Annotated in this window: 18 protein-coding genes and 5 tRNA genes; 11 read left to right on the forward strand and 12 right to left on the reverse strand. The window is 70.4% G+C overall.

Annotated elements, in window-relative coordinates; genetic code table 11:
* Nucleotides 1-5 precede the first annotated feature (5 nt).
* Nucleotides 6-1,436: a 3-isopropylmalate dehydratase large subunit gene (gene leuC / locus IE263_RS17500; RefSeq protein WP_189937422.1), complete on the reverse strand. Its 1,431-nt coding sequence runs from the start codon at nucleotides 1,434-1,436 to the stop codon at nucleotides 6-8.
* A gap of 201 nt (nucleotides 1,437-1,637) precedes the next feature.
* Here leuC and ndgR point away from each other — a divergent pair, with 201 nt between their 5' ends.
* Nucleotides 1,638-2,354, forward strand: a complete 717-nt coding sequence (gene ndgR / locus IE263_RS17505) for an IclR family transcriptional regulator NdgR (protein WP_015036427.1) — start codon at nucleotides 1,638-1,640, stop codon at nucleotides 2,352-2,354.
* Between the two features lie 157 nt (nucleotides 2,355-2,511).
* Here the strand turns inward: ndgR and IE263_RS17510 are convergent, their stop codons facing one another.
* Nucleotides 2,512-3,015: a DUF4188 domain-containing protein gene (locus IE263_RS17510; RefSeq protein WP_189937424.1), complete on the reverse strand. Its 504-nt coding sequence runs from the start codon at nucleotides 3,013-3,015 to the stop codon at nucleotides 2,512-2,514.
* An 81-nt stretch (nucleotides 3,016-3,096) separates the two neighbouring features.
* Here IE263_RS17510 and IE263_RS17515 point away from each other — a divergent pair, with 81 nt between their 5' ends.
* Nucleotides 3,097-3,741: a MerR family transcriptional regulator gene (locus IE263_RS17515; RefSeq protein WP_189937427.1), complete on the forward strand. Its 645-nt coding sequence runs from the start codon at nucleotides 3,097-3,099 to the stop codon at nucleotides 3,739-3,741.
* Nucleotides 3,742-3,795: 54 nt separating this feature from the next.
* On the opposite strand, the gene IE263_RS17520 is transcribed toward IE263_RS17515, so the two are convergent.
* The 6 genes from IE263_RS17520 to IE263_RS17545 form a co-directional block, all read right to left on the reverse strand.
* Nucleotides 3,796-3,868, reverse strand: a tRNA-Glu gene (locus tag IE263_RS17520).
* A gap of 28 nt (nucleotides 3,869-3,896) precedes the next feature.
* Nucleotides 3,897-3,968 (reverse strand) — tRNA-Gln (locus tag IE263_RS17525).
* A gap of 20 nt (nucleotides 3,969-3,988) precedes the next feature.
* Nucleotides 3,989-4,061, reverse strand: a tRNA-Glu gene (locus tag IE263_RS17530).
* 29 nt (nucleotides 4,062-4,090) lie between these two features.
* A tRNA-Glu gene (locus IE263_RS17535) sits at nucleotides 4,091-4,163 on the reverse strand.
* Nucleotides 4,164-4,184: 21 nt separating this feature from the next.
* Nucleotides 4,185-4,256: transfer RNA gene (locus tag IE263_RS17540), tRNA-Gln, on the reverse strand.
* A 91-nt stretch (nucleotides 4,257-4,347) separates the two neighbouring features.
* Entirely contained in the window at nucleotides 4,348-5,079 is a 732-nt protein-coding gene (locus tag IE263_RS17545) for an HAD family hydrolase (protein WP_189937429.1), read from the reverse strand.
* A gap of 88 nt (nucleotides 5,080-5,167) precedes the next feature.
* Between IE263_RS17545 and IE263_RS17550 the strand changes: the two genes are divergently transcribed.
* Nucleotides 5,168-5,452 (forward strand): type II toxin-antitoxin system RelE family toxin, encoded by a 285-nt coding sequence (locus IE263_RS17550; protein WP_189937431.1) that lies wholly within the window; start codon nucleotides 5,168-5,170, stop codon nucleotides 5,450-5,452.
* A 58-nt stretch (nucleotides 5,453-5,510) separates the two neighbouring features.
* Here IE263_RS17550 and gltX read toward each other — a convergent pair whose 3' ends face one another.
* From gltX to IE263_RS17565, 3 genes are all read right to left on the reverse strand, one after another.
* Nucleotides 5,511-6,995 carry a glutamate--tRNA ligase gene (gene gltX, locus IE263_RS17555; protein WP_189937433.1) on the reverse strand — a complete coding sequence of 495 codons (1,485 nt, stop codon included), beginning with the start codon at nucleotides 6,993-6,995 and terminating at the stop codon, nucleotides 5,511-5,513.
* Nucleotides 6,988-7,764, reverse strand: a complete 777-nt coding sequence (locus IE263_RS17560; protein ID WP_189937435.1) for a fumarylacetoacetate hydrolase family protein — start codon at nucleotides 7,762-7,764, stop codon at nucleotides 6,988-6,990. Before IE263_RS17560 ends, gltX begins: the two co-directional genes overlap by 8 nt.
* Before the next feature lie 131 nt (nucleotides 7,765-7,895).
* Nucleotides 7,896-8,093, reverse strand: a complete 198-nt coding sequence (locus IE263_RS17565; protein WP_189937437.1) for a hypothetical protein — start codon at nucleotides 8,091-8,093, stop codon at nucleotides 7,896-7,898.
* 599 nt (nucleotides 8,094-8,692) lie between these two features.
* Here IE263_RS17565 and IE263_RS17570 point away from each other — a divergent pair.
* The 8 genes from IE263_RS17570 (at nucleotide 8,693) to IE263_RS17605 (ending at nucleotide 19,266) form a co-directional block, all read left to right on the forward strand.
* Nucleotides 8,693-12,433, forward strand: a complete 3,741-nt coding sequence (locus tag IE263_RS17570) for a sensor histidine kinase (RefSeq protein WP_189937439.1) — start codon at nucleotides 8,693-8,695, stop codon at nucleotides 12,431-12,433.
* Nucleotides 12,434-12,442: 9 nt separating this feature from the next.
* A complete protein-coding gene (locus tag IE263_RS17575; protein WP_189937672.1) occupies nucleotides 12,443-12,856 on the forward strand; it encodes a roadblock/LC7 domain-containing protein in 414 nt (137 codons plus the stop codon).
* Nucleotides 12,857-12,968: 112 nt separating this feature from the next.
* Complete coding sequence (locus tag IE263_RS17580) at nucleotides 12,969-13,367, forward strand: DUF742 domain-containing protein (RefSeq protein ID WP_019058642.1); 399 nt, start codon at nucleotides 12,969-12,971, stop codon at nucleotides 13,365-13,367.
* Nucleotides 13,348-13,923, forward strand: a complete 576-nt coding sequence (locus IE263_RS17585) for a GTP-binding protein (RefSeq protein WP_132855910.1) — start codon at nucleotides 13,348-13,350, stop codon at nucleotides 13,921-13,923. The genes IE263_RS17580 and IE263_RS17585 overlap by 20 nt, the downstream gene beginning before the upstream one ends.
* A gap of 376 nt (nucleotides 13,924-14,299) precedes the next feature.
* Entirely contained in the window at nucleotides 14,300-17,596 is a 3,297-nt protein-coding gene (locus IE263_RS17590; RefSeq protein WP_189937441.1) for a nitrate- and nitrite sensing domain-containing protein, read from the forward strand.
* A 10-nt stretch (nucleotides 17,597-17,606) separates the two neighbouring features.
* Nucleotides 17,607-18,020, forward strand: a complete 414-nt coding sequence (locus IE263_RS17595) for a roadblock/LC7 domain-containing protein (RefSeq protein ID WP_004983065.1) — start codon at nucleotides 17,607-17,609, stop codon at nucleotides 18,018-18,020.
* Nucleotides 18,021-18,116: 96 nt separating this feature from the next.
* Nucleotides 18,117-18,704 (forward strand): DUF742 domain-containing protein, encoded by a 588-nt coding sequence (locus IE263_RS17600; protein WP_189937443.1) that lies wholly within the window; start codon nucleotides 18,117-18,119, stop codon nucleotides 18,702-18,704.
* On the forward strand, nucleotides 18,685-19,266 hold the full coding sequence (locus tag IE263_RS17605) for a GTP-binding protein (protein ID WP_026248371.1): 582 nt from the start codon (nucleotides 18,685-18,687) through the stop codon (nucleotides 19,264-19,266). Before IE263_RS17600 ends, IE263_RS17605 begins: the two co-directional genes overlap by 20 nt.
* A gap of 547 nt (nucleotides 19,267-19,813) precedes the next feature.
* Here IE263_RS17605 and IE263_RS17610 read toward each other — a convergent pair.
* A complete protein-coding gene (locus IE263_RS17610) occupies nucleotides 19,814-20,008 on the reverse strand; it encodes an acyl-CoA carboxylase subunit epsilon (RefSeq protein ID WP_189937445.1) in 195 nt (64 codons plus the stop codon).
* Nucleotides 20,009-20,044: the final 36 nt, after the last annotated feature.

A 20,044-nucleotide genomic window follows, 5' to 3' on the forward strand; every position in this document is an offset into this window, starting at 1 on the left:
ACTGATCAGACTCCAGCGGGCGTACGGGTCTCGGCGTCGGACAGGTCGGCCGGGGAGGCCAGGTGGCCCAGGACCGCGGTGGCCGCCGCGACCTGCGGCGACACCAGGTGCGTACGACCGCCCTTGCCCTGCCGGCCCTCGAAGTTGCGGTTGGAGGTGGACGCGGAGCGCTCACCCGGGGCCAGCTGGTCGGGGTTCATGCCCAGACACATCGAGCAGCCCGCATGCCGCCACTCGGCACCGGCCTCCTTGAAGACGACGTCCAGCCCCTCGGAGACGGCCTGCAGACCCACGCGCGCGGAGCCGGGGACGACCAGCATCCGTACGCCGTCGGCGACTTTGCGGTCCTTCACGATCTCGGCGGCGGCCCGCAGGTCCTCGATACGGCCGTTGGTGCAGGAGCCTACGAAGACGGTGTCCACCTTGATGGAGCGCAGCGGCTGCCCGGCCTCCAACCCCATGTATTCCAGGGCCTTTTCGGCGGCGAGACGCTCCGAAGCGTCTTCGTACGAAGCAGGGTCGGGGACGTGCGCCGAAAGCGGCGCGCCCTGGCCGGGGTTGGTGCCCCAGGTGACGAACGGCGACAGTTCGGCGGCCTCGATGACGACCTCGGCGTCGAACTCGGCGTCCTCGTCGGTCTTCAGCGTCTTCCAGTACGCGACGGCCGCGTCCCAGTCCTCGCCCTGGGGGGCGTGCGGGCGGCCCTTGAGGTACTCGAAGGTGGTCTCGTCGGGGGCGATCATGCCCGCGCGGGCGCCGGCCTCGATCGACATGTTGCAGATGGTCATCCGGGCCTCCATCGAGAGCTTCTCGATGGCGGAGCCGCGGTACTCCAGGACGTAGCCCTGACCGCCACCCGTACCGATCTTGGCGATGATCGCCAGGATCAGGTCCTTGGCGGTGACGCCGTCGGGCAGTTCGCCGTTGACGGTGATGGCCATGGTCTTCGGGCGGACCAGCGGCAGCGTCTGGGTGGCCAGCACGTGCTCGACCTGGGAGGTGCCGATGCCGAAGGCCAGACCGCCGAAAGCGCCGTGCGTGGAGGTGTGCGAGTCGCCGCAGACGACGGTCATACCGGGCTGGGTCAGACCCAGCTGCGGGCCTACGACGTGCACGACGCCCTGTTCGACGTCGCCCAGCGGGTGCAGCCGGACGCCGAACTCTGCGCAGTTCTTGCGCAGGGTCTCCAGCTGGGCGCGGGAGACGGGGTCGGCGATGGGCTTGTCGATGTCGAGGGTCGGGGTGTTGTGGTCCTCGGTGGCGATGGTGAGGTCGAGGCGGCGCACCTGGCGGCCGCTCTTGCGGAGGCCGTCGAAGGCCTGCGGGCTGGTCACCTCGTGCAGCAGGTGCAGATCGATGAAGAGGAGGTCGGGCTCGCCCTCGGCGCGCCGGACGACGTGGTCGTCCCAGACCTTCTCCGCGAGTGTCCTACCCATCGCTTTCCCTTCGGCCGGCAAGCGTCCACCGGCCCAACTAGAGATCTTGAGGAGGCGGCTGCCGCCCACGCCCCTTGTCCGGGCGCCCGCCGCCGGGCCCGTTTCGTTCCGCGGGCCGCTGTGCCTTCGTGACATCCAGGGTGGCGCGTTCCACGGAAAATTGAACTTGCGTTTCACAGAGTGAGACGCGAGTATCGTTGCATGGACAACAGTAGCGGCGTCGGCGTCCTGGACAAGGCAGCCCTTGTCCTGAGCGCCCTGGAGTCCGGTCCGGCCACCCTCGCGGGCTTGGTCGCGGCGACCGGACTGGCACGACCCACGGCCCACCGGCTGGCCGTGGCTCTGGAACACCACCGTATGGTGGCGCGCGACATGCAGGGCCGTTTCATCCTCGGCCCGCGCCTGGCAGAACTGGCCGCGGCCGCCGGCGAGGACCGTCTCCTCGCGACCGCCGGCCCGGTGCTCACCCACCTCCGTGACGTCACGGGCGAGAGCGCTCAGCTCTACCGCCGCCAGGGCGACATGCGCATCTGCGTCGCCGCGGCGGAACGCCTGTCCGGCCTTCGGGACACGGTCCCGGTCGGTTCTACGCTCACGATGAAGGCGGGCTCCTCGGCGCAGATCCTCATGGCCTGGGAAGAGCCCGAGCGCCTCCACCGCGGCCTCCAGGGCGCCCGCTTCACCGCGACGGCCCTGTCGGGCGTACGACGCCGGGGCTGGGCCCAGTCCATCGGCGAACGCGAGCCGGGTGTCGCATCCGTCTCCGCTCCCGTCCGCGGCCCCTCCAACCGCGTGGTGGCCGCCGTCTCGGTCTCCGGCCCCATCGAGCGCCTGACCCGTCACCCGGGCCGTATGCACGCCCAGGCGGTCATCGACGCGGCGGCCCGCCTGTCGGAGGCGCTGCGCCGTACGGGCTGACACCGGCGGGGAAAGGGCGGGCCTCAACGCCGCGGCAAGCTCTTTCCCGACCGGAAGGTCACCGGCCCGAAGAGGCGCGGACCTCTGTCAACCTGCGGCTCCGCCGCGTGGACGCGAGTGACCACCACGGACCCGCACCCGGCAGACGTCAGATCCTTCACGGCGCGGACCGGTAGGCAAAGCGGTCCTTCGCGTACCGCCCCCGCCGCTCCAGGGGCACCTGCCCGTGCGCGGCCGCCAGGCCGAACGCCGGCATGTCCGCGTAGATCGCCTCATAAGACCCCTCGGGCACGACATACGTCTCGTGCCACAACCCCACGTGCTGCCTCAGCTTCCCCGTCTTCTCCTTGCGGTTGAGGATCGCCCAGGCCTTCCGGTGGAACATGTCGGGCGACGTGGCGTACGCGTAGAGCTTCTCCTTGGACTCCCAGTACTGGACGACGTAGTAGGTCCGGGGGGAGGCGGTCAGCAGGACGTGGCCGAGCAGGCCGCGCTCGGGCGCCCTGCCCAGTTCCCGCAGCATCCGCGGCATCGCCAGGAACACCGGCACCCAGTGGTGGACCGCCCAGAAGTGGTTGATCCGCATGCCGATCAGCAGGACGACCACGTCCCCCTCGACTCCCGCCGTCGTGCGCCCCGCAGCCACCGGCTTCCCGAACATGGCTCCCCCTTACTTGGCTAGCACCACTATCCGACCTGTTCGTGCTGGGATAGTGGCGCCATCCAAGGAAAGGCGCAAGGGATGCGGCTGGCGGACCTGAGCGAGCGCAGCGGTGTGTCCACCGCAACGATCAAGTACTACCTGCGCGAGGGCCTGTTGCCCCCGGGCCGCCAGGTCAATGCCACGACCGCTGAGTACGACGAGGGCCATCTGCGCCGGCTGCGGCTGGTGCGGGCACTGATCCAGGTGGGCCGGGTGCCGGTGGCGACCGCGCGGGAGGTGCTGGGGCACGTCGACGACGAGTCGCTCGGCCGCACGATCCGGCTCGGCGCGGCACTGTGGGCGCTGCCGCAGGAGCCGGAACCGGACGAGGAGGATCCGGCGGTGGTGGCCGCCCGCCGCGAGGTGGACGCACTGTTGGAGCGGCTGGGCTGGGAGACGGCCCGGGAGCTCGCGCCGCTCTCCCCCGTGCACCGTTCGCTGGTGGTGGCGGTGGCCACGCTGATCCGGCTCGGCTACCCGTGGGACGCCGAACTACTGTCGCCGTACGCGGAGTTGATGCACCAGGTGGCCGTCCGCGACCTCGACTTCATGGAGACGTACGCCTCGGAGGAGGAGAAGGTCGAGACGGCGGTCGCGGCGGCGGTGCTGTTCGAGCCGGTCCTGAAGGCGCTGCACCGACTGGCGCAGGAGGAGGAGTCGGCACGGCGGTACGGCATCGTGTGAGCGGCCGGAGACGCCGAAGGGGCTCCCACCTGAGTGGAAGCCCCTTCGTACTTGTACCCCCGACCGGATTCGAACCGGCGCTACCGCCTTGAGAGGGCGGCGTGCTAGGCCGCTACACAACGGGGGCGTGGACTCTGCGTTTCCGCAGGCCCGAGCTGGTCTACCTGGACTCGAACCAAGACTAACTGAACCAGAATCAGTCGTGCTGCCAATTACACCATAGACCAATGTGGTTTAGACCAGTCAGTACCCCCGACCGGATTCGAACCGGCGCTACCGCCTTGAGAGGGCGGCGTGCTAGGCCGCTACACAACGGGGGCCCTAGCGATCCCGAGTTGATCGAGATCAGTACCCCCGACCGGATTCGAACCGGCGCTACTGCCTTGAGAGGGCAGCGTGCTAGGCCGCTACACAACGGGGGCTTTGCAGATGAGCTCTGCGAGCTGGCCTACCTGGACTCGAACCAAGACTAACTGAACCAGAATCAGTCGTGCTGCCAATTACACCATAGGCCACTGGAACGCAAGCCCCTTAGGGGATCTTGTTCTAGCTTGCTCCTCCGGGTTCCGGCCTCTCGGCCCGCTCCCCGGCGGCGCAGGAAGAACATTACCTGAAGGTGGACTGCGCTCCAAAACGGGTATCCGCCATCAGGATCGCGGGCAGTTCGGCGAGGGTGGCGATCCGGTGGCGTCCGGACGGGAGGTCGACGGCGGCCGCGCCGCCGTAGCGGTCGATCCACACGGAGAGCAGGCCGGCGTCCGCGGCGCCCTGCCCGTCGATCTCCGGGTGGTCGCCGACGTACGCCACCTCGTGCGGGGGCAGGGCGAGAAACTCGCAGGCCGCGAGGAAGGCGGCGGCCTGCGGTTTGGAGACGCCGAGCTCGGCCGCGCACAGGATCGTCTCGAAGCGGTCGTGGACGCCGAGGAAGCGCAGCTTGCGGTCCTGGACGTGGATGCTGGAGTTGGAGAGCACCGCGTGGCGGTGGCTGGCCGCGAGGGCGTCCAGGACGGGCAGGACGTCCGGGAAGAGGGCCCAGGCGGCCTCGTAGTGACCGATGTAACGCTGGAACCAGGCATCCGCCTCGGCGTCGGTCATCTCCCGGTCCAGGAAGACCCGTACGCGGTCGCGGCGCTGGCCCTCGAACGTGGTCTCGCCCGCCGAGAAACGCGCCCACTGCTGGTCGGTGACTTCCCGCCAACGGGTGAGCGCTTCCTCCGGCCGGCCGTACCCGTCGAGCAGGCCTTCGGCCGCCAGGTGACTCCGCATGCCCTCGCGGTCCGCGGTCGTGTAGTCGAAGAGGGTGTCGTCCACGTCCCAGACCACGGCGCGAATGCTCATGGTCAGACGGTAACGCGGGGGTGCGGACCGCGTCCGGCGTTCGCGACGGCCGGGAGGGGGCGCGGTGTGGGCTGGCACGCTGCTGTCCATGACCGAGTACCGCGTCCAGTTCACCGTTGAGGCCCGCGCGACGTACGACGCCCTGCCCGGAGAGCGACGTACCCAGTTGGACAGGGCCGTTCGCCTACTGGCCCGCGATCCGTTCCGCAAGACCTCGACCGCGCAGCTCGGCCCCGACGAGCATCTGCGCAAGGCCTACGTGGCCCCTGGCGTGATGCTCGAATACATGGTGGCAGGGGCGATCTTGGTCGTCGTCCTGGTGGAGATCTTCGAAGAGAGCGCCTACCTGATCGACGAGAACGACGCCGTCTGAACGAACGCCGAGGGGCGGCAGCCGGTGACCCGGTCGCCGCCCCTCACGCGTGTGTGCGTTACGCCGCCAGCTTCGCCAGTGCCGCGTCGATGCGGGCCAGCGTCTTCTCCTTGCCCAGGATCTCCAGGGACTCGAAGAGGGGGAGGCCGACCGTGCGGCCGGTGACGGCCACGCGGACGGGGGCCTGGGCCTTGCCGAGCTTGAGGCCGTGGGCCTCGCCGGCGGCGAGGACGGCCCCCTTGAGGGACTCCGGATTCGCCCAGTCGGCCGCGTCCAGCTGCTCGCGGGCCGTGCGCAGAAGGGCGTCGGAGCCCTCCTTCATCGCCTTCGTCCAGCTCGCCTCGTCGAAGACCGGCTCGGGGAGGAAGAGGAAGTCGACGTTGTCGGTGATCTCGGAGAGGACCTTGAGGCGGGTCTGGGCGTGGGGGGCGATCGCCTGCCACTTGGTCTCGTCGAAGTCCTCCGGCGCCCAGGGGGCGAACGGGGCCTTCAGCCAGGGGCGGCAGCGCTCCGTGAAGTCCTTCGCGTCCAGCAGGCGGATGTGGTCGCCGTTGATGGCCTCGCACTTCTTGAGGTCGAAGCGGGCCGGGTTGGGGTTGACGTCCGCGATGTCGAAGGCCGCGACCATCTGGTCCATCGTGAAGATGTCCTGGTCGGCGGAGAGCGACCAGCCCAGCAGGGACAGGTAGTTGAGCAGGCCCTCCGGGAGGAAGCCGCGCTCCCGGTAGAGGTTCAGGCTCGACTGCGGGTCGCGCTTCGAGAGCTTCTTGTTGCCCTCGCCCATCACGTACGGCAGGTGACCGAACTGCGGGACCCGCTGCGCGATGCCGAGCTCGGTCAGCGCCTTGTAGAGGGCGATCTGGCGCGGCGTCGAGGAGAGCAGGTCCTCGCCGCGCAGGACGTGGGTGATCTCCATCAAGGCGTCGTCGACCGGGTTGACGAGCGTGTAGAGCGGGGCGCCGTTGGCGCGGACGATGCCGTAGTCCGGGACGTTCTCCGGGGTGAAGGTCAGTTCGCCGCGGACCAGGTCCGTGAAGGTGATCGTCTCGTCGGGCATGCGGAAGCGGACGATGGGCTCGCGGCCCTCGGCCTGGTACTGCTCCACCTGCTCGGCGCTCAGGTCGCGGCAGTGGCCGTCGTAGCCGGAGGGCTTGCCGGCGGCGCGGGCGGCCTCACGGCGGGTGTCCAGCTCCTCCTGGGAGCAGTAGCAGTGGTAGGCGTGGCCGGCGTCCAGGAGCTTGGCCGCGACGTCCTTGTAGAGGTCCATGCGCTGCGACTGGCGGTACGGCGCGTGGGGACCGCCGATCTCGGGGCCCTCGTCCCAGTCGAAGCCCAGCCAGCGCATCGAGTCGAGGAGCTGCTCGTAGGACTCCTCGGAGTCGCGGGCCGCGTCGGTGTCCTCGATGCGGAAGACCAGGGTGCCCTGGTGGTGCCGGGCGAACGCCCAGTTGAACAGGGCGGTGCGGACCAGGCCCACATGGGGGTTACCGGTGGGCGAGGGGCAGAAACGGACGCGTACGGGGGAGCCGGATGCGCTAGCCACGCTTGACAACCTTGTTGGTGAGAGTGCCGATGCCTTCGATGGTGACGGCGACCTCGTCGCCGACAGCCAGGGGGCCGACCCCTGCCGGGGTGCCCGTGAGGATCACGTCGCCGGGGAGCAGCGTCATGGCCTCGGTGATGTTGACGATCAGGTCCTCGATGGAGTGGATCATCTCGCTGGTGCGGCCGAGCTGGCGCTGCCGGCCGTTGACCGTGAGCTGGATGGTGAGGTCGCTCGGGTCGAGGTCGGTCTCCACCCAGGGGCCGAGCGGGCAGGAGGAGTCGAAGCCCTTGGCCCGCACCCACTGCTTCTCGCGCTTCTGGACGTCCCGCGCGGTGATGTCGTTCGCGCAGGTGTAGCCGAAGATCACGTCCTTGACGCGCTCCCGCGGGACCTCGCGGCACATGCGGCCGATGACCACGGCGAGCTCTGCCTCGTGGTGGAGGTCCTCGGAGAAGGGCGGGTACTGGATGTCGTCCCCGGGGCCGATCACGGAGGTGGAGGGCTTGAAGAAGGCGAACGGGGCGTCGGGCACCTCGTTGCCGAGTTCGCGCGCGTGCTCGGCGTAGTTGCGGCCGAAGGCCACGACCTTGTTGGGGAGCACGGGCGGGAGCAGCCGGACCTTGCTCAGCGGCACCTTCGTACCGGAGAGCTCGTGTTCCGCGAACGGGATGCCCTTGATGATGTCGAGGACGAGCTCGTCCGGCTTGTCGCCCTCGACCGCGCCGAAGGCGACGTTCCCGTCGATGGAGAACCTGGCGATGCGCACGGGTTGGTTGGCCCCTTGCTGAGCTGGCTGGAGTGTGACGCTCCAGGCTAACGCGGAAGGGCGCCCCCGGCCGGGGACGCCCTTGACATCCGTGGGCGGCCGCCTTGAGCATGCGGCGGCCGGCGCCCGTACTACTCCGCGGAGGACGCGGCGAAGGCCCCTACGGGGACCTCGGTGAGGATGGTGCGCTTGGGGTTGGCAGTCTGGGCCGGCAGATCGACGGAGTGCTCCGGCTGCTCCGGGAGCGTCAGGTCGTCGGCGTCCTTGAGGTGCGCCAGCGTCGTGCGCTGCGGGTTGGCGATCTTGTGGAACATCGTCGTCGTCTTCACTGTTGTACTGAGCCCTGTCCTGTTCCGGGGCGCCCGGCGGGCCGGTGTACGGCCCGCGCGCGGGTGCGGCTTGTCGGATTTGCCATTGTTGTAAAGCCTCAGGCTAGACACGCCATTCCCGGTGATCGCGTGAAGGTCACATGATCAGCGTGTGAGTTTGCTCACGAATCCATGTGCAAACCGGTCAATTCAGGCCCACACATGACTGCTACGAAACGGACATTGGCCCCCTGAAGCCCTCATTCCGCTCCTGATCATGGCGACTGGGACACCTGTCGCCCATCCGGGCTTCGCCCTGGTATGCCCGGGTTACCCTGGATCACTTTCTACGTGTGGTGATCCACCCCTTACGGGCTGTCACGGATGTCACAGCCCGGCCAACACACCTTGTTGGAGATCCGTCACTGTGCTGGAATCTCACGGACCGCCGCGGGATCGAGCCGGCGCGCAAAGGGCGCAGCAGCGCCGAGTGGCGGCGGAAGGGGGAGCCAGCGCCGGTCACTCACGACTCGGGGGGCGTATTCAGGACGCCCTTCAAGACGCCGACACCGTCCTTCCGTTCAAGCGGAGGGGCGCCTGGTCCAGAGGTTGCGACGCTAGTGCAGGGACGTTTCAAGAGGGATGGCAGCGCTTCGGCCGAGCCGGAGCCGCATGGCGGGACCGACCGCGGTTCCTCGCCCCAGCACGCCCAGAACCCGGGTCCGGGCCCGTCCGGCGACAGCGGTGAGCGCTCCGGGCGCCCCGCCGCGTCCACGTCGGCGAACGCCCTTCCCCCGACTCCGACGGTGCAGCCGCCGGCCGGCTCCCCCAGCACCGGCTCGCGCGTGGCGCTGCGCAACTGGCGCATCTCCACGCGTCTGGTCGCGCTGCTGACCCTCCCGGTGGTCGCGGCCACCACGCTGGGCACGCTGCGCATCAACCAGTCGATGGACGACATCCAGCAGCTCGACAACATGCGGCTGCTGACCGACATGACCAAGCAGGCCACCGACCTGGCCGCCGCGCTGCAGGACGAGCGCGACAGGTCCGCCGGTCCGCTGGCGCACGGCGCGAAGGCGACCGACTTCACCGTCAAGGGCGTCCGCGAGAAGACCGACCGGACACTGGGCGCGTTCCAGGACGCCTCGGAGGAGATCGACGCCTCCAGCAAGGACGGCAACCTCCAGGGCGTCCGTGACAGCCTCGTGGGTCTCCTCGGCGACCTCGGCAACATCGCCAAGATCCGTAAGACGGCCTTCGCGGAGAAGAAGAACTCCACCCAGACGGTGGAGGCCTACCACCGCCTCATCACCTCCCTGCTCGACCTGTCGCAGGACATGGCGCAGGCCACCAGCAACCCGGAGATGATCCAGCGCACCCGCGCGCTGGCAGCCTTCTCCGCCGCCAAGGAGTACGCCTCCGTCCAGCGCGCCACCCTCTCGGCCGCGCTGCCGGTGAACGACGACACCTACGGCGACCTCTCCGAGAACGACCGGCAGTACGCCGAGGCCGCGCTGGAGAACCAGGAATCCGAGCTCGCCAGCTTCCGCAGCATCTACGGCAACGAGGGCGCCGAGGAGCTGCTGCAGCCCATCGAGCAGGGCAGCCCGACCATCGAGGACGCCGACACCTACGCCAACCGTGCGCTGAGCTCGGCCAGCGGTCTCACCTCGCTGGACCAGCGGTCGTACCAGGACTGGTTCGACGCCAGTTCGACCAAGATCCGGCAGATGACCAACATCGAGACCACGCTGCTCGAGGACATGGAGCAGACGGCCCGTGAGCTGCGCTCCGAGTCGGAGCGCGAGGCGATCATCTCCGGTGCGCTGATCCTGCTCGTGCTCGGTGTGTCGCTGGTCGGCGCGTTCGTCGTCGCCCGGTCCATGATCCGCTCGCTGCGCCGGCTGCAGGAGACCGCCACCAAGGTCGCCCAGGACCGGCTGCCCGAGCTGGTCAAGCAGCTGTCGGAGTCGGACCCGCAGGACGTCGACACCTCCGTCGAGTCGGTCGGTGTGCACTCCCGGGACGAGATCGGCCAGGTGGCCGCGGCCTTCGACGACGTGCACCGCGAGGCGGTCCGCCTCGCCGCCGAGCAGGCCCTCCTCCGGGGCAACGTCAACGCGATGTTCACCAACCTCTCGCGCCGCTCCCAGGGCCTCATCCAGCGTCAGCTGTCGCTCATCTCCGAACTGGAGTCCCGCGAGGCCGACCCGGACCAGCTGTCCTCGCTGTTCAAGCTCGACCACCTCGCGACGCGTATGCGCCGTAACGGTGAGAACCTCCTCGTCCTCGCCGGTGAGGAGCCCGGCCGTCGCTGGACCCGCCCGGTCCCGCTGGTCGACGTGCTCCGCGCCGCCGCGTCCGAGGTGGAGCAGTACGAGCGCATCGAGCTGGCCTCCGTGCCGACCACCGAAGTGGCCGGCCGCGTCGTCAACGACCTCGTGCACCTGCTCGCCGAGCTGCTGGAGAACGCGACCTCCTTCTCCTCCCCGCAGACCAAGGTCAAGGTCACCGGTCACGCGCTGCCCGACGGCCGCGTGCTGATCGAGATCCACGACACCGGCATCGGCCTCTCCCCCGAGGACCTCGCCGCGATCAACGAGCGGCTCGCCTCGCCGCCCACCGTGGACGTCTCCGTCTCCCGCCGCATGGGCCTCTTCGTGGTCGGTCGTCTGTCGCAGCGGCACGGCATCCGCATCCAGCTGCGCCCGTCCGACTCCGGTGGTACGACCGCGCTGGTCATGCTGCCCGTCGATGTCGCCCAGGGCGGCAAGAAGCCCCAGCCCAAGCCCGGTCAGGCCGGCGTGTCCGGCGGTCCCGCCGCCGCGCAGGCCGCCGCCGGTGCCGCCGCGGCCCGTCGCCAGGGCCAGCAGGGCGGTGCCCTCGGCGCCGGTGCGCCGGCCGGCGGCGGTGCCCTCGGTGCCGGTGCCGGCATGGGCGGCCGTCTTGCCGCCGGTCAGGGTCCCCGGGCCGCGCTGCCCGGCCGTGACGGCGGTGGCCGTCCCGGTGCGCCGCGCGGGCCGCAGGGTCCGGCCTCCCCGCAGCAGGGCCGCCCGGCTCCGGCCGGTGCGGGCGCCGGCTACGGCGGGCAGGCGCCGGGTGCGCCGCAGGGTCTCCAGGCGGCCGGTCCCGGTGCGCCCGGCCAGGGTCAGGACCTGTTCGGCGGCGGGCGTCCGCCGGCGCAGCCGCAGCGCCAGAACGACAACCGCGCCGAGCAGGGCGGCCGTGGCCGTCAGCCGCAGCTGCCGCCGCGCGGTGGCCCGCGCGCCGAGCTGCCCGGCGGCAACCAGCAGCAGCGCGCCACGAGCTGGGGCGACGAGAACCTCCAGCCGCCGGTGCCGCGCACCCCGCTGGACGCCCCGCGCGGCCACGAGGAGCCGGACGTCGCGCAGACCTCCCGCATGCCCCGCATCGACGACCGCCAGGGTCCCGGCTCGACCGCTGAGATACCCCGGATCGACGACCGTCAGGGCCCGGCCGACTCCGCGGACTTCTCCCGTCCCGGTGTGAACGGCACCCAGAACACGGGCCGGTTCCCGGCCGTCAACGGCAGCCAGGACACCGGCCAGTTCCCGGCCCCCGGCACGGGCGGCCAGCAGGACGGCTTCGTCCGCTCCGACGTCTTCGGCGCCCCGGGCGGCCAGAACGCCCCGGCGGGTCCGGGCCGGTTCGCCCCGGCGCAGGGCTATGACAACGGCTCCACCGGTCAGTTCCCCGCGCCCGGCTACGACGGCCCCACCACCGGCCGGCACTCGCTGCCCGGCCGCCAGGACCCGGCGTCCACGGGCCAGTTCGAACGACCCCAGACCAACGGCGGCAACGGCTACGGCTCCCCACAGCAGCAGCCCGTCCCGCCGCGCCCCGCCGCCCGTCCCGAGCCGGAGGCACTGCCGCCGGCCCCGGGTCCGGGTGACGGCCGTACCCCGCTGTACGACACGCTGGAGACCAACTGGTTCCGCGGGCAGCAGGGCGACGGAAACGGCAACGGCTCCGCTCCGGCGCCGCAGCAACAGCAGCCGCAGGCTCCGGCTGCTCCCCAGCGTCCCGCGGCCACCGGCGCCACAGCTTCCTCGTGGCGTACGTCGCCGAACGACGAGCTCGTCCGTCAGGCCGAGCGTGTCCGGCAGCCGGCCGCGGGCGGCGTCACCACTTCCGGCCTGCCGCGCCGGGTGCCCCGGGCGAACCTCGTCCCGGGCACGGCTCAGCAGCAACAGCACCAAACCGGTCCGCAGGTCTCGCGTGCGCCTGACGACGTGCGCGGACGGCTGACCAATCTCCGTCGGGGCATCGCGCAGGGTCGTCAGGCCGGCAACGGTCAGACCGGCAGTTTCCCGAGCCCCACTCACCAGCAGGAGCGTTAGTTGAGCCAGATGAGCCAGGCGGCACAGAATCTGAACTGGTTGATCACCAACTTCGTGGACAACACCCCCGGGGTGTCCCACACCGTCGTCGTGTCCGCCGACGGGCTCCTGCTCGCCATGTCCGAGGGCTTCCCGCGCGACCGTGCCGACCAGCTGGCGGCCGTCGCGTCGGGGCTCACCTCGCTGACGGCCGGGGCCTCCCGGATCTTCGAGGGCGGGCATGTGGCACAGACGGTCGTCGAGATGGAGCGAGGATTCCTCTTCCTCATGTCCGTCTCGGACGGCTCGTCCCTCGCCGTTCTCGCCCACCCCGAGTGCGACATCGGCCTCGTCGGCTACGAGATGGCACTGCTGGTCGACCGCGCGGGCGCGGTCCTCACCCCGGACCTGCGCGCCGAGCTCCAAGGCAGTCTGCTCCACTGACCGTCCCGGCACCACCCACCGCACCAAATCACCGTCCGGCCGACACAATCCCCCCACCGGCCTCGACGGACGGCACGACTGACCGAGACATGCTGTCCCGCCCGGAGGATCCATGACCCCGCCCACCGCCTCTCATGATCCGTACGCGGAGCCGTACGGGGACGAGGGCGACCAGCCGCTGGTGCGTCCGTACGCGATGACCGGTGGCCGGACCCGGCCGCGCTACCAGCTCGCCATCGAGGCACTGATCAGCACCACGGCCGACCCGGCAGCGCTCATGGGGCTCCTTCCGGAGCACCAGCGCATCTGCCACCTGTGCCGCGAGGTGAAGTCGGTCGCGGAGGTGTCGGCGCTCCTGGCCATGCCGCTGGGTGTGGCGCGGATCCTCGTCGCGGACCTCGCCGAGGCCGGCCTGGTGGCCATCCACCAGCCGGGCGGCGACGAGAACAACGGCGGCGCTCCGGACGTGACGCTGCTCGAAAGGGTGCTCAGTGGACTTCGCAAGCTCTGACGGGGGTCGGGCCACCACCTCCGCGAAGATCGTGGTGGCGGGCGGCTTCGGCGTGGGCAAGACCACGTTCGTGGGCGCCGTCTCGGAGATCAACCCGCTGCGCACGGAGGCCGTGATGACGTCCGCGAGCGCGGGCATCGACGACCTCACCCACACCGGGGACAAGACCACCACCACGGTGGCCATGGACTTCGGCCGCATCACGCTCGACCAGGACCTGATCCTCTACCTGTTCGGTACGCCCGGCCAGGACCGTTTCTGGTTCATGTGGGACGACCTGGTGCGCGGCGCCATCGGCGCGGTGGTGCTCGTGGACACGCGGCGTCTGGCGGACTGTTTCCCGGCCGTGGACTACTTCGAGAACAGCGGTCTGCCGTTCGTCGTCGCCCTCAACGGCTTCGACGGGCAGCAGCCGTACCAGCCGGAAGAGGTGCGCGAGGCGCTGCAGATCGGGCCGGACACCCCGATCATCACCACCGACGCCCGTCACCGGGCCGACGCCAAGAGTGCGCTGATCACGCTGGTGGAGCACGCGCTGATGGCGCGGCTGCGGTAGCACTCAAACAACCCGTGCCGTACGGCAGTTGTCGTAGACACTCAGGAGCCGGCTGTGGCCTTTGACACGGTCGGCTCCGGTGTTCATAACGTTTCGGCAGAGGAATCCGGTGGTACGGCCACGCGTCGCGGTCACTTGGTCTCGCTGCGCGCACGAAGGCCCCGTCTTTTGGCGGGGCTCGTTCTTTTTGACCGTTTTATCTGGGGCTTACATCACTTCGAACCGGCACTTCTCACTGTTTGGAAGAGCGCAGGTCGTCGTGCTGGAATGCCTGAACTGCCCAATAGTCAATGACGTACTCATGGTCGATGGCTGACCGGGCTCTGAGACACTGCGGCACGACGTAGGTGCCGACCGCCGAGAGGTTGTTGGTCGAGTGAGGCGAAGCAAGAAAAGTCCCGAGCCGGCGGCGCGGGGCAACTTCACCCCGCCGCCGCGCGGAGCGGCGCCCGCCCCTGTGCCCGGCTCGGAGCCGACGGCCGCACCCGCGAAGAGCGGTGGTCGTCTCTCCCCGCGCAACTGGCGCGTGCCGACCCGGCTGAACGCGATCCTGCTCATACCCGTGCTCGTCGGCCTGGTCATGGGCGGCTTCCAGGTGAAGGGCTCGATCGACACCTGGCAGGAGGCCCGCGACGCCGAGAAGGTCGCGAAGATCGTGGCCGCCGCCGGTGAGTACGCCGAGGCCCTCCTCAACGAGCGTGACGTCTCCGCTCAGCCGCTCCTGCAGAACAAGAAGGACGACAAGACCGTCAAGGACGCCCGCGCCTTCACCGACGAGAAGGCCGCCGCCTTCCACAGGGAAGTCGTCGGCATGCCGGCCAAGCAGGGCCTGGAGCGCCGCCTGGACCTGGTGGAGAAGGCCGAGCCGACCCTCGCGAAGATCCGCGCGGCCGCCTACACCCAGGCCATGGACCCGGTGAAGACCGAAGAGGGCTACGTCGCGGTCGAGCACCTGCTGATGGAGTTCACCAACGAGCTCGGCCTGGGCACCGGCAACATCACCGCGTACGGCCGCACCGTGTACGCCATCGCGCTCGCCAAGGGCGCCGAGTCCCTGCAGCGCTCGATCGGCATGCACCTTCTGGTCCGGCCCAGCCCCGACGAGAAGGTCTTCGCGCAGCAGGTCACCGCCTTCACCTCCTACGCCTACCTCGAGAACGTGGCCATCCAGGAGTACGTCTCCGGTGGCACCACGCAGGACGCCGCGCGGCTCACCGAGGTCATGCAGCAGAAGACCGCGGAGGGCACGAAGCTGGCCGCCGACGCCAAGGCGAAGGCGGAGGCCGAGGGTCAGGAGTACGTCGCCCCGCCCGCGATGACCAAGATGATCCAGGCGATCGGCCAGGGCCAGGAGCCCGCCGATCTCGCCGAGCAGGGCATCACCGCCCAGGCCTGGATGACGGCCGCGACCCTGAAGTTCGAGGGCTACAGCCAGGTCGAGAAGGAACTCATCGACCGAGCGGTCAACGAGGCCGGGCAGATCGCCTCCGACGCCCAGCAGGACGCCATCATCAACGGTGGCATCGTCGTCATCGCCCTGCTCGCCGCCTTCATCATCGCCGGGCTCATGGCCCGCCAGATGAGCCAGTCCATGCGCCAGCTGCGCAACGCCGCCTTCGGCATCGCCGAGCAGCGTCTGCCGATGCTGGTCGACCAGCTCTCGCGCACCGACCCCGGCCGGGTCGACACCCGGGTCGCCCCGATCCCGATCAACACCACCGACGAGATCGGCGAGGTCGCCCGCGCCTTCGACCAGGTCCACCGCGAGGCCGTCCGGCTCGCCGCCGAGCAGGCCCTGCTGCGGGGCAACATCAACGCGATCTTCACCAACCTGTCGCGCCGCAACCAGTCGCTGATCGAGGGCCAGCTGACCCTGATCACCGACCTGGAGAACAACGAGGCCGACCCGGACCAGTTGGAGAACCTCTTCCGCCTGGACCACCTCGCGACCCGTATGCGCCGCAACGGCGAGAACCTCCTCGTTCTCGCCGGCGAGGAGCCCGGCCGCCGCTGGGACCAGCCGGTCCCGCTGGTCGACGTCCTGCGCGCCGCCTCCTCCGAGGTGGAGCAGTACGAGCGCATCGAGCTGTCGGGCGTGCCGGAGGCCGAGATCCACGGCCGTGCCGTGACCGACCTCGTGCACCTGCTGGCCGAGCTGCTGGAGAACGCGACGACGTTCTCCTCGCCGCAGACCAAGGTTCGGGTGACGGCCACCCGTCTCCCCGACGGTCGGGTCATGATCGAGATCCACGACAAGGGCATCGGCCTCACCGCCGAGGACTTCGCCGACATCAACCACAAGCTGGCCAACCCGCCGACGGTGGACGCCGCGATCTCGCAGCGCATGGGCCTGTTCGTGGTCGGCCGGCTGTCCGACCGGCACGGCATCCGCGTCCAGCTGCGCCCCTCGGGCGAGCAGGCCGGCACCACCTCGCTGGTCATGCTGCCGGACGCGATCACGCACGGCGGCGGTGGCGAACAGCCCGCCGACCGCGACGAGTTCACCGTCTCGCAGATCATCCCGGAGCAGCAGTTCCAGGGTGAGGACTTCAACCAGCAGCCGATGCGCACGGCGGCCGAACTCGGCTTCGACGACAGCCGCTACAACGAGGTCCCCGACGACATCCGCGAGCTGGACCCCGTGGGCCGCTCCCTGATGCGCGAGGGGCGCCGGGCGGCCCTGGAGTCCCAGACCCACGGCCAGCCCGGCCAGCAGCAGTCCCCCGAGACGCCCGCGTACACCGAGGGCTTCGACCGGACGCAGCAGCAGTCGGCGTACGACGCCTCCCAGAACGGCTACGCGGCCGCGCAGAACGGCTACGACACCGGCACGACCGGGGCCACCGGCTACGCCGAGCAGCCCGCGGCGTACGACCAGCAGACGGCGTACGAGGAGCGGCAGCGCCCGGCGTACGAGGACCCGTACCTCGCGTCGAACGGCGGGGGGACGCAGGGCGAGGACTTCTCCGCGAACGGCGGTGTGCCGCAGAACGGCGCCTTCGGGTCGAACGGCGGCTACCCCGACCCCGCGTATGCGGAGCCGGCCCAGGAGGAGCGCGCGCCGGACCGCGCGTCCGCGGCGGACGGCTTCGGGTCGTACGAGGAGCAGTCCTACCAGGACGACTGGCCGCAGCAGAACGGCTACCAGAACGGCTACCCGGACCAGTACGCTCCGGAAGCGGAATCCACGCAGGCCGCTGACGCGAGTCAGCAGGACAGCGTAGGCTTCGACCGTCCGGGACCGGCCCCCTCCGCCGCCCACGAGCTGACCGACGCCGGACTGCCCCGCCGCGGATCGTTCGCGGCGAGCGGTTCGAACGGCGCCGCGCGGCCCGTGAACCGCGAGGCGCCGGCCCCCACTTCGGAGAGCAACGGCGACAGCGGCTGGCGTTCGGCGAACGACGCGCGCTGGCAGCAGGCCTCGCAGCTCCGGAAGCCGAAGGCGGGCGGGGTCACCTCCTCCGGCCTGCCGCGGCGGGTGCCCAAGGCCAATCTGGTCGAGGGCGCCGCCGAGAGCACCCCCCAGGGAGGCCCTCAGGTCTCCCGCGCCCCGGAGGACGTCCGAGGCAGGCTGAGCAACCTGCGTCGAGGCGTCCAGCGCGGACGCAACGCAGGCAGTGAAACGAACGGCCAGGGCTTCGGTCCTGACAGCACCTACAACCAGGAGCGTTAGTGTGAGCCCGATGAGCCAGGCGGCACAGAACCTGAACTGGTTGATCACCAACTTCGTGGACAACACCCCGGGGGTGTCCCACACGGTGGTGGTCTCCGCCGACGGACTCCTTCTGGCGATGTCCGAAGGCTTCCCCCGCGACCGCGCCGACCAGCTCGCGGCCGTCGCCTCCGGTCTGACGTCACTGACGGCAGGCGCCTCCCGGATCTTCGAGGGAGGCAGCGTGAACCAGACGGTTGTGGAGATGGAGCGGGGATTCCTCTTCATCATGTCCATCTCCGACGGTTCGTCGCTCGCGGTCCTCGCCCACCCCGAGGCGGACATCGGCCTCATTGGGTACGAGATGGCCCTTCTGGTGGACCGTGCCGGTACGGTCCTGACGCCCGACCTTCGTGCGGAGCTCCAAGGGAGCCTTCTCAACTAGCAACGGGACGGTGCGTATTGGCGTCCCGAGGCCGTAGGGTTTCGGGACGCGGCTTCCACGTGATGGGTGCCAGGCACAGTCGGAGGAGGAGAGAAAGTGGCAACACCCCCAGGCGGTTCTAATCCGGGTAACTGGTCGTACGGCCCTGCCCAGGGTCAGGGCGACGGTTCCCAGAACGCGAACCGTTACAACTTCCCCTCCGCTCCGAGCCACGGTCAGCCGTACGCGCCGCCGAGCCCGCAGGGTCCGGGCCCGTCGCCGTACGACCAGCCGCAGGCGCCGCGCATCCAGCCCGTGCAGCCCCAGCGCCGCGGCCCCGAGCCGGCGCCCGCCGGGGCGTCGAACAACCCGCTGGTGCGTCCGTACGCCATGACCGGTGGCCGGACCCGCCCGCGCTACCAGCTCGCCATCGAGGCGCTGGTGCACACCACTGCGCAGCCGCACCAGATGCAGGGCCAGCTGCCCGAGCATCAGCGGATCTGCAACCTGTGCCGTGAGATCAAGTCGGTAGCCGAGATCTCGGCCCTCCTGACAATCCCTCTCGGCGTGGCCAGGATCCTCGTCGCCGACTTGGCGGAGGCGGGACTGGTCGCCATCCATCAGCCCGGCGGCGACGAAAACGCCGGCGGCCAGCCAGACGTGACACTGCTCGAAAGGGTGCTCAGTGGACTTCGCAAGCTCTAGCGGCGGTCCTTCCCGCTCCACCACCTCCGCGAAGATCGTGGTGGCGGGCGGCTTCGGCGTGGGCAAGACCACGTTCGTCGGCGCCGTCTCGGAGATCAACCCGCTGCGCACGGAGGCCGTCATGACGTCTGCTTCTGCAGGCATCGACGACCTCACCCACACCGGAGACAAGACCACCACCACGGTGGCCATGGACTTCGGTCGTATCACCCTGGACCAGGACCTGATCCTGTACCTCTTCGGTACGCCCGGCCAGGACCGCTTCTGGTTCATGTGGGACGACCTGGTGCGCGGCGCGATCGGCGCGATCGTCCTGGTGGACACCCGCCGTCTCGCCGACTGCTTCCCGGCGGTCGACTACTTCGAGAACTCGGGCCTCCCCTTCGTGATCGCCCTCAACGGCTTCGACGGCAACCAGCCGTACAACCCGGACGAGGTGCGCGAGGCCCTGCAGATCGGCCCCGACACCCCGATCATCACGACGGACGCCCGCCACCGTGCGGACGCCAAGTCGGCGCTGATCACGCTGGTGGAGCACGCGCTGATGGCGCGCCTGCGGTAGCGCTGCCGCGCGGTGGCATGGCAAGAGGGCGCCCTCTCCGAGTCGGAGAGGGCGCCCTCTTGCCATGCCACCGCGTCGTCCCGCCGGTACGGGACGCCGTCCTGGCCCTCGGGTGGGTGCCGGCCGGCTGCGGCGGCGCCGTGGCCGCTCGACGACGCGGGCCCGGGACAGGCCCTGGCCGTCGAGCCCGCGGAGCCTCCCCGCACGGGCCTGCGCCCGCCCAGAGCCGGTGCGGCCCTTCGCGGGTGCCCTTGCGGGGCTCGTGCACCGGCTGAAGACCGACGAGGCCTACGAGTGAGAGCGGCGAGAGCGGTGCGCAGGGCCGTACCTGCGGCCCCCGCGTCCCGGCAAGTAAGGGCCGCGCCGGCTCGGCCGGGGCCACGGTGAGCGGCCCCGCGCCCCGCGCCTGGCCCCGCGCGGCCGGCAGGACGCGCTCGTCGTTCCCCTTGCCGACGCCCTCGGCGGCGGGGCCGGGCCGCTGCCGGTCGGCACGCGAAGGCCCCGGCGCCCAGGGGGCGTCGGGGCCTTCGTCGTACGGCGTGTGCGCTCAGCGCCAGCTGTGCGGGGCGCGGAAGCCGGGCTCGCGTTCCAGGCGGCGCCAGCCTGCCCGGAGGCGGCCGCGGCGGACCGGGGTGGGGTCGGTGGTGCGGGCGGCGGCGCGGGCCAGGAGGATCGCCGTGATGGCGGCGACTTCCTCGGGCTCGGCGTGGCCCTTCTCGACGCGGATGTCAGGGGTGCTCATGGGTGTCAGTCTCCGTGAGAGAGGTTTCCGCGGGGG

This window comes from Streptomyces aurantiogriseus, from assembly GCF_014649375.1.
GTDB classification, from domain to species: domain Bacteria; phylum Actinomycetota; class Actinomycetes; order Streptomycetales; family Streptomycetaceae; genus Streptomyces; species Streptomyces aurantiogriseus.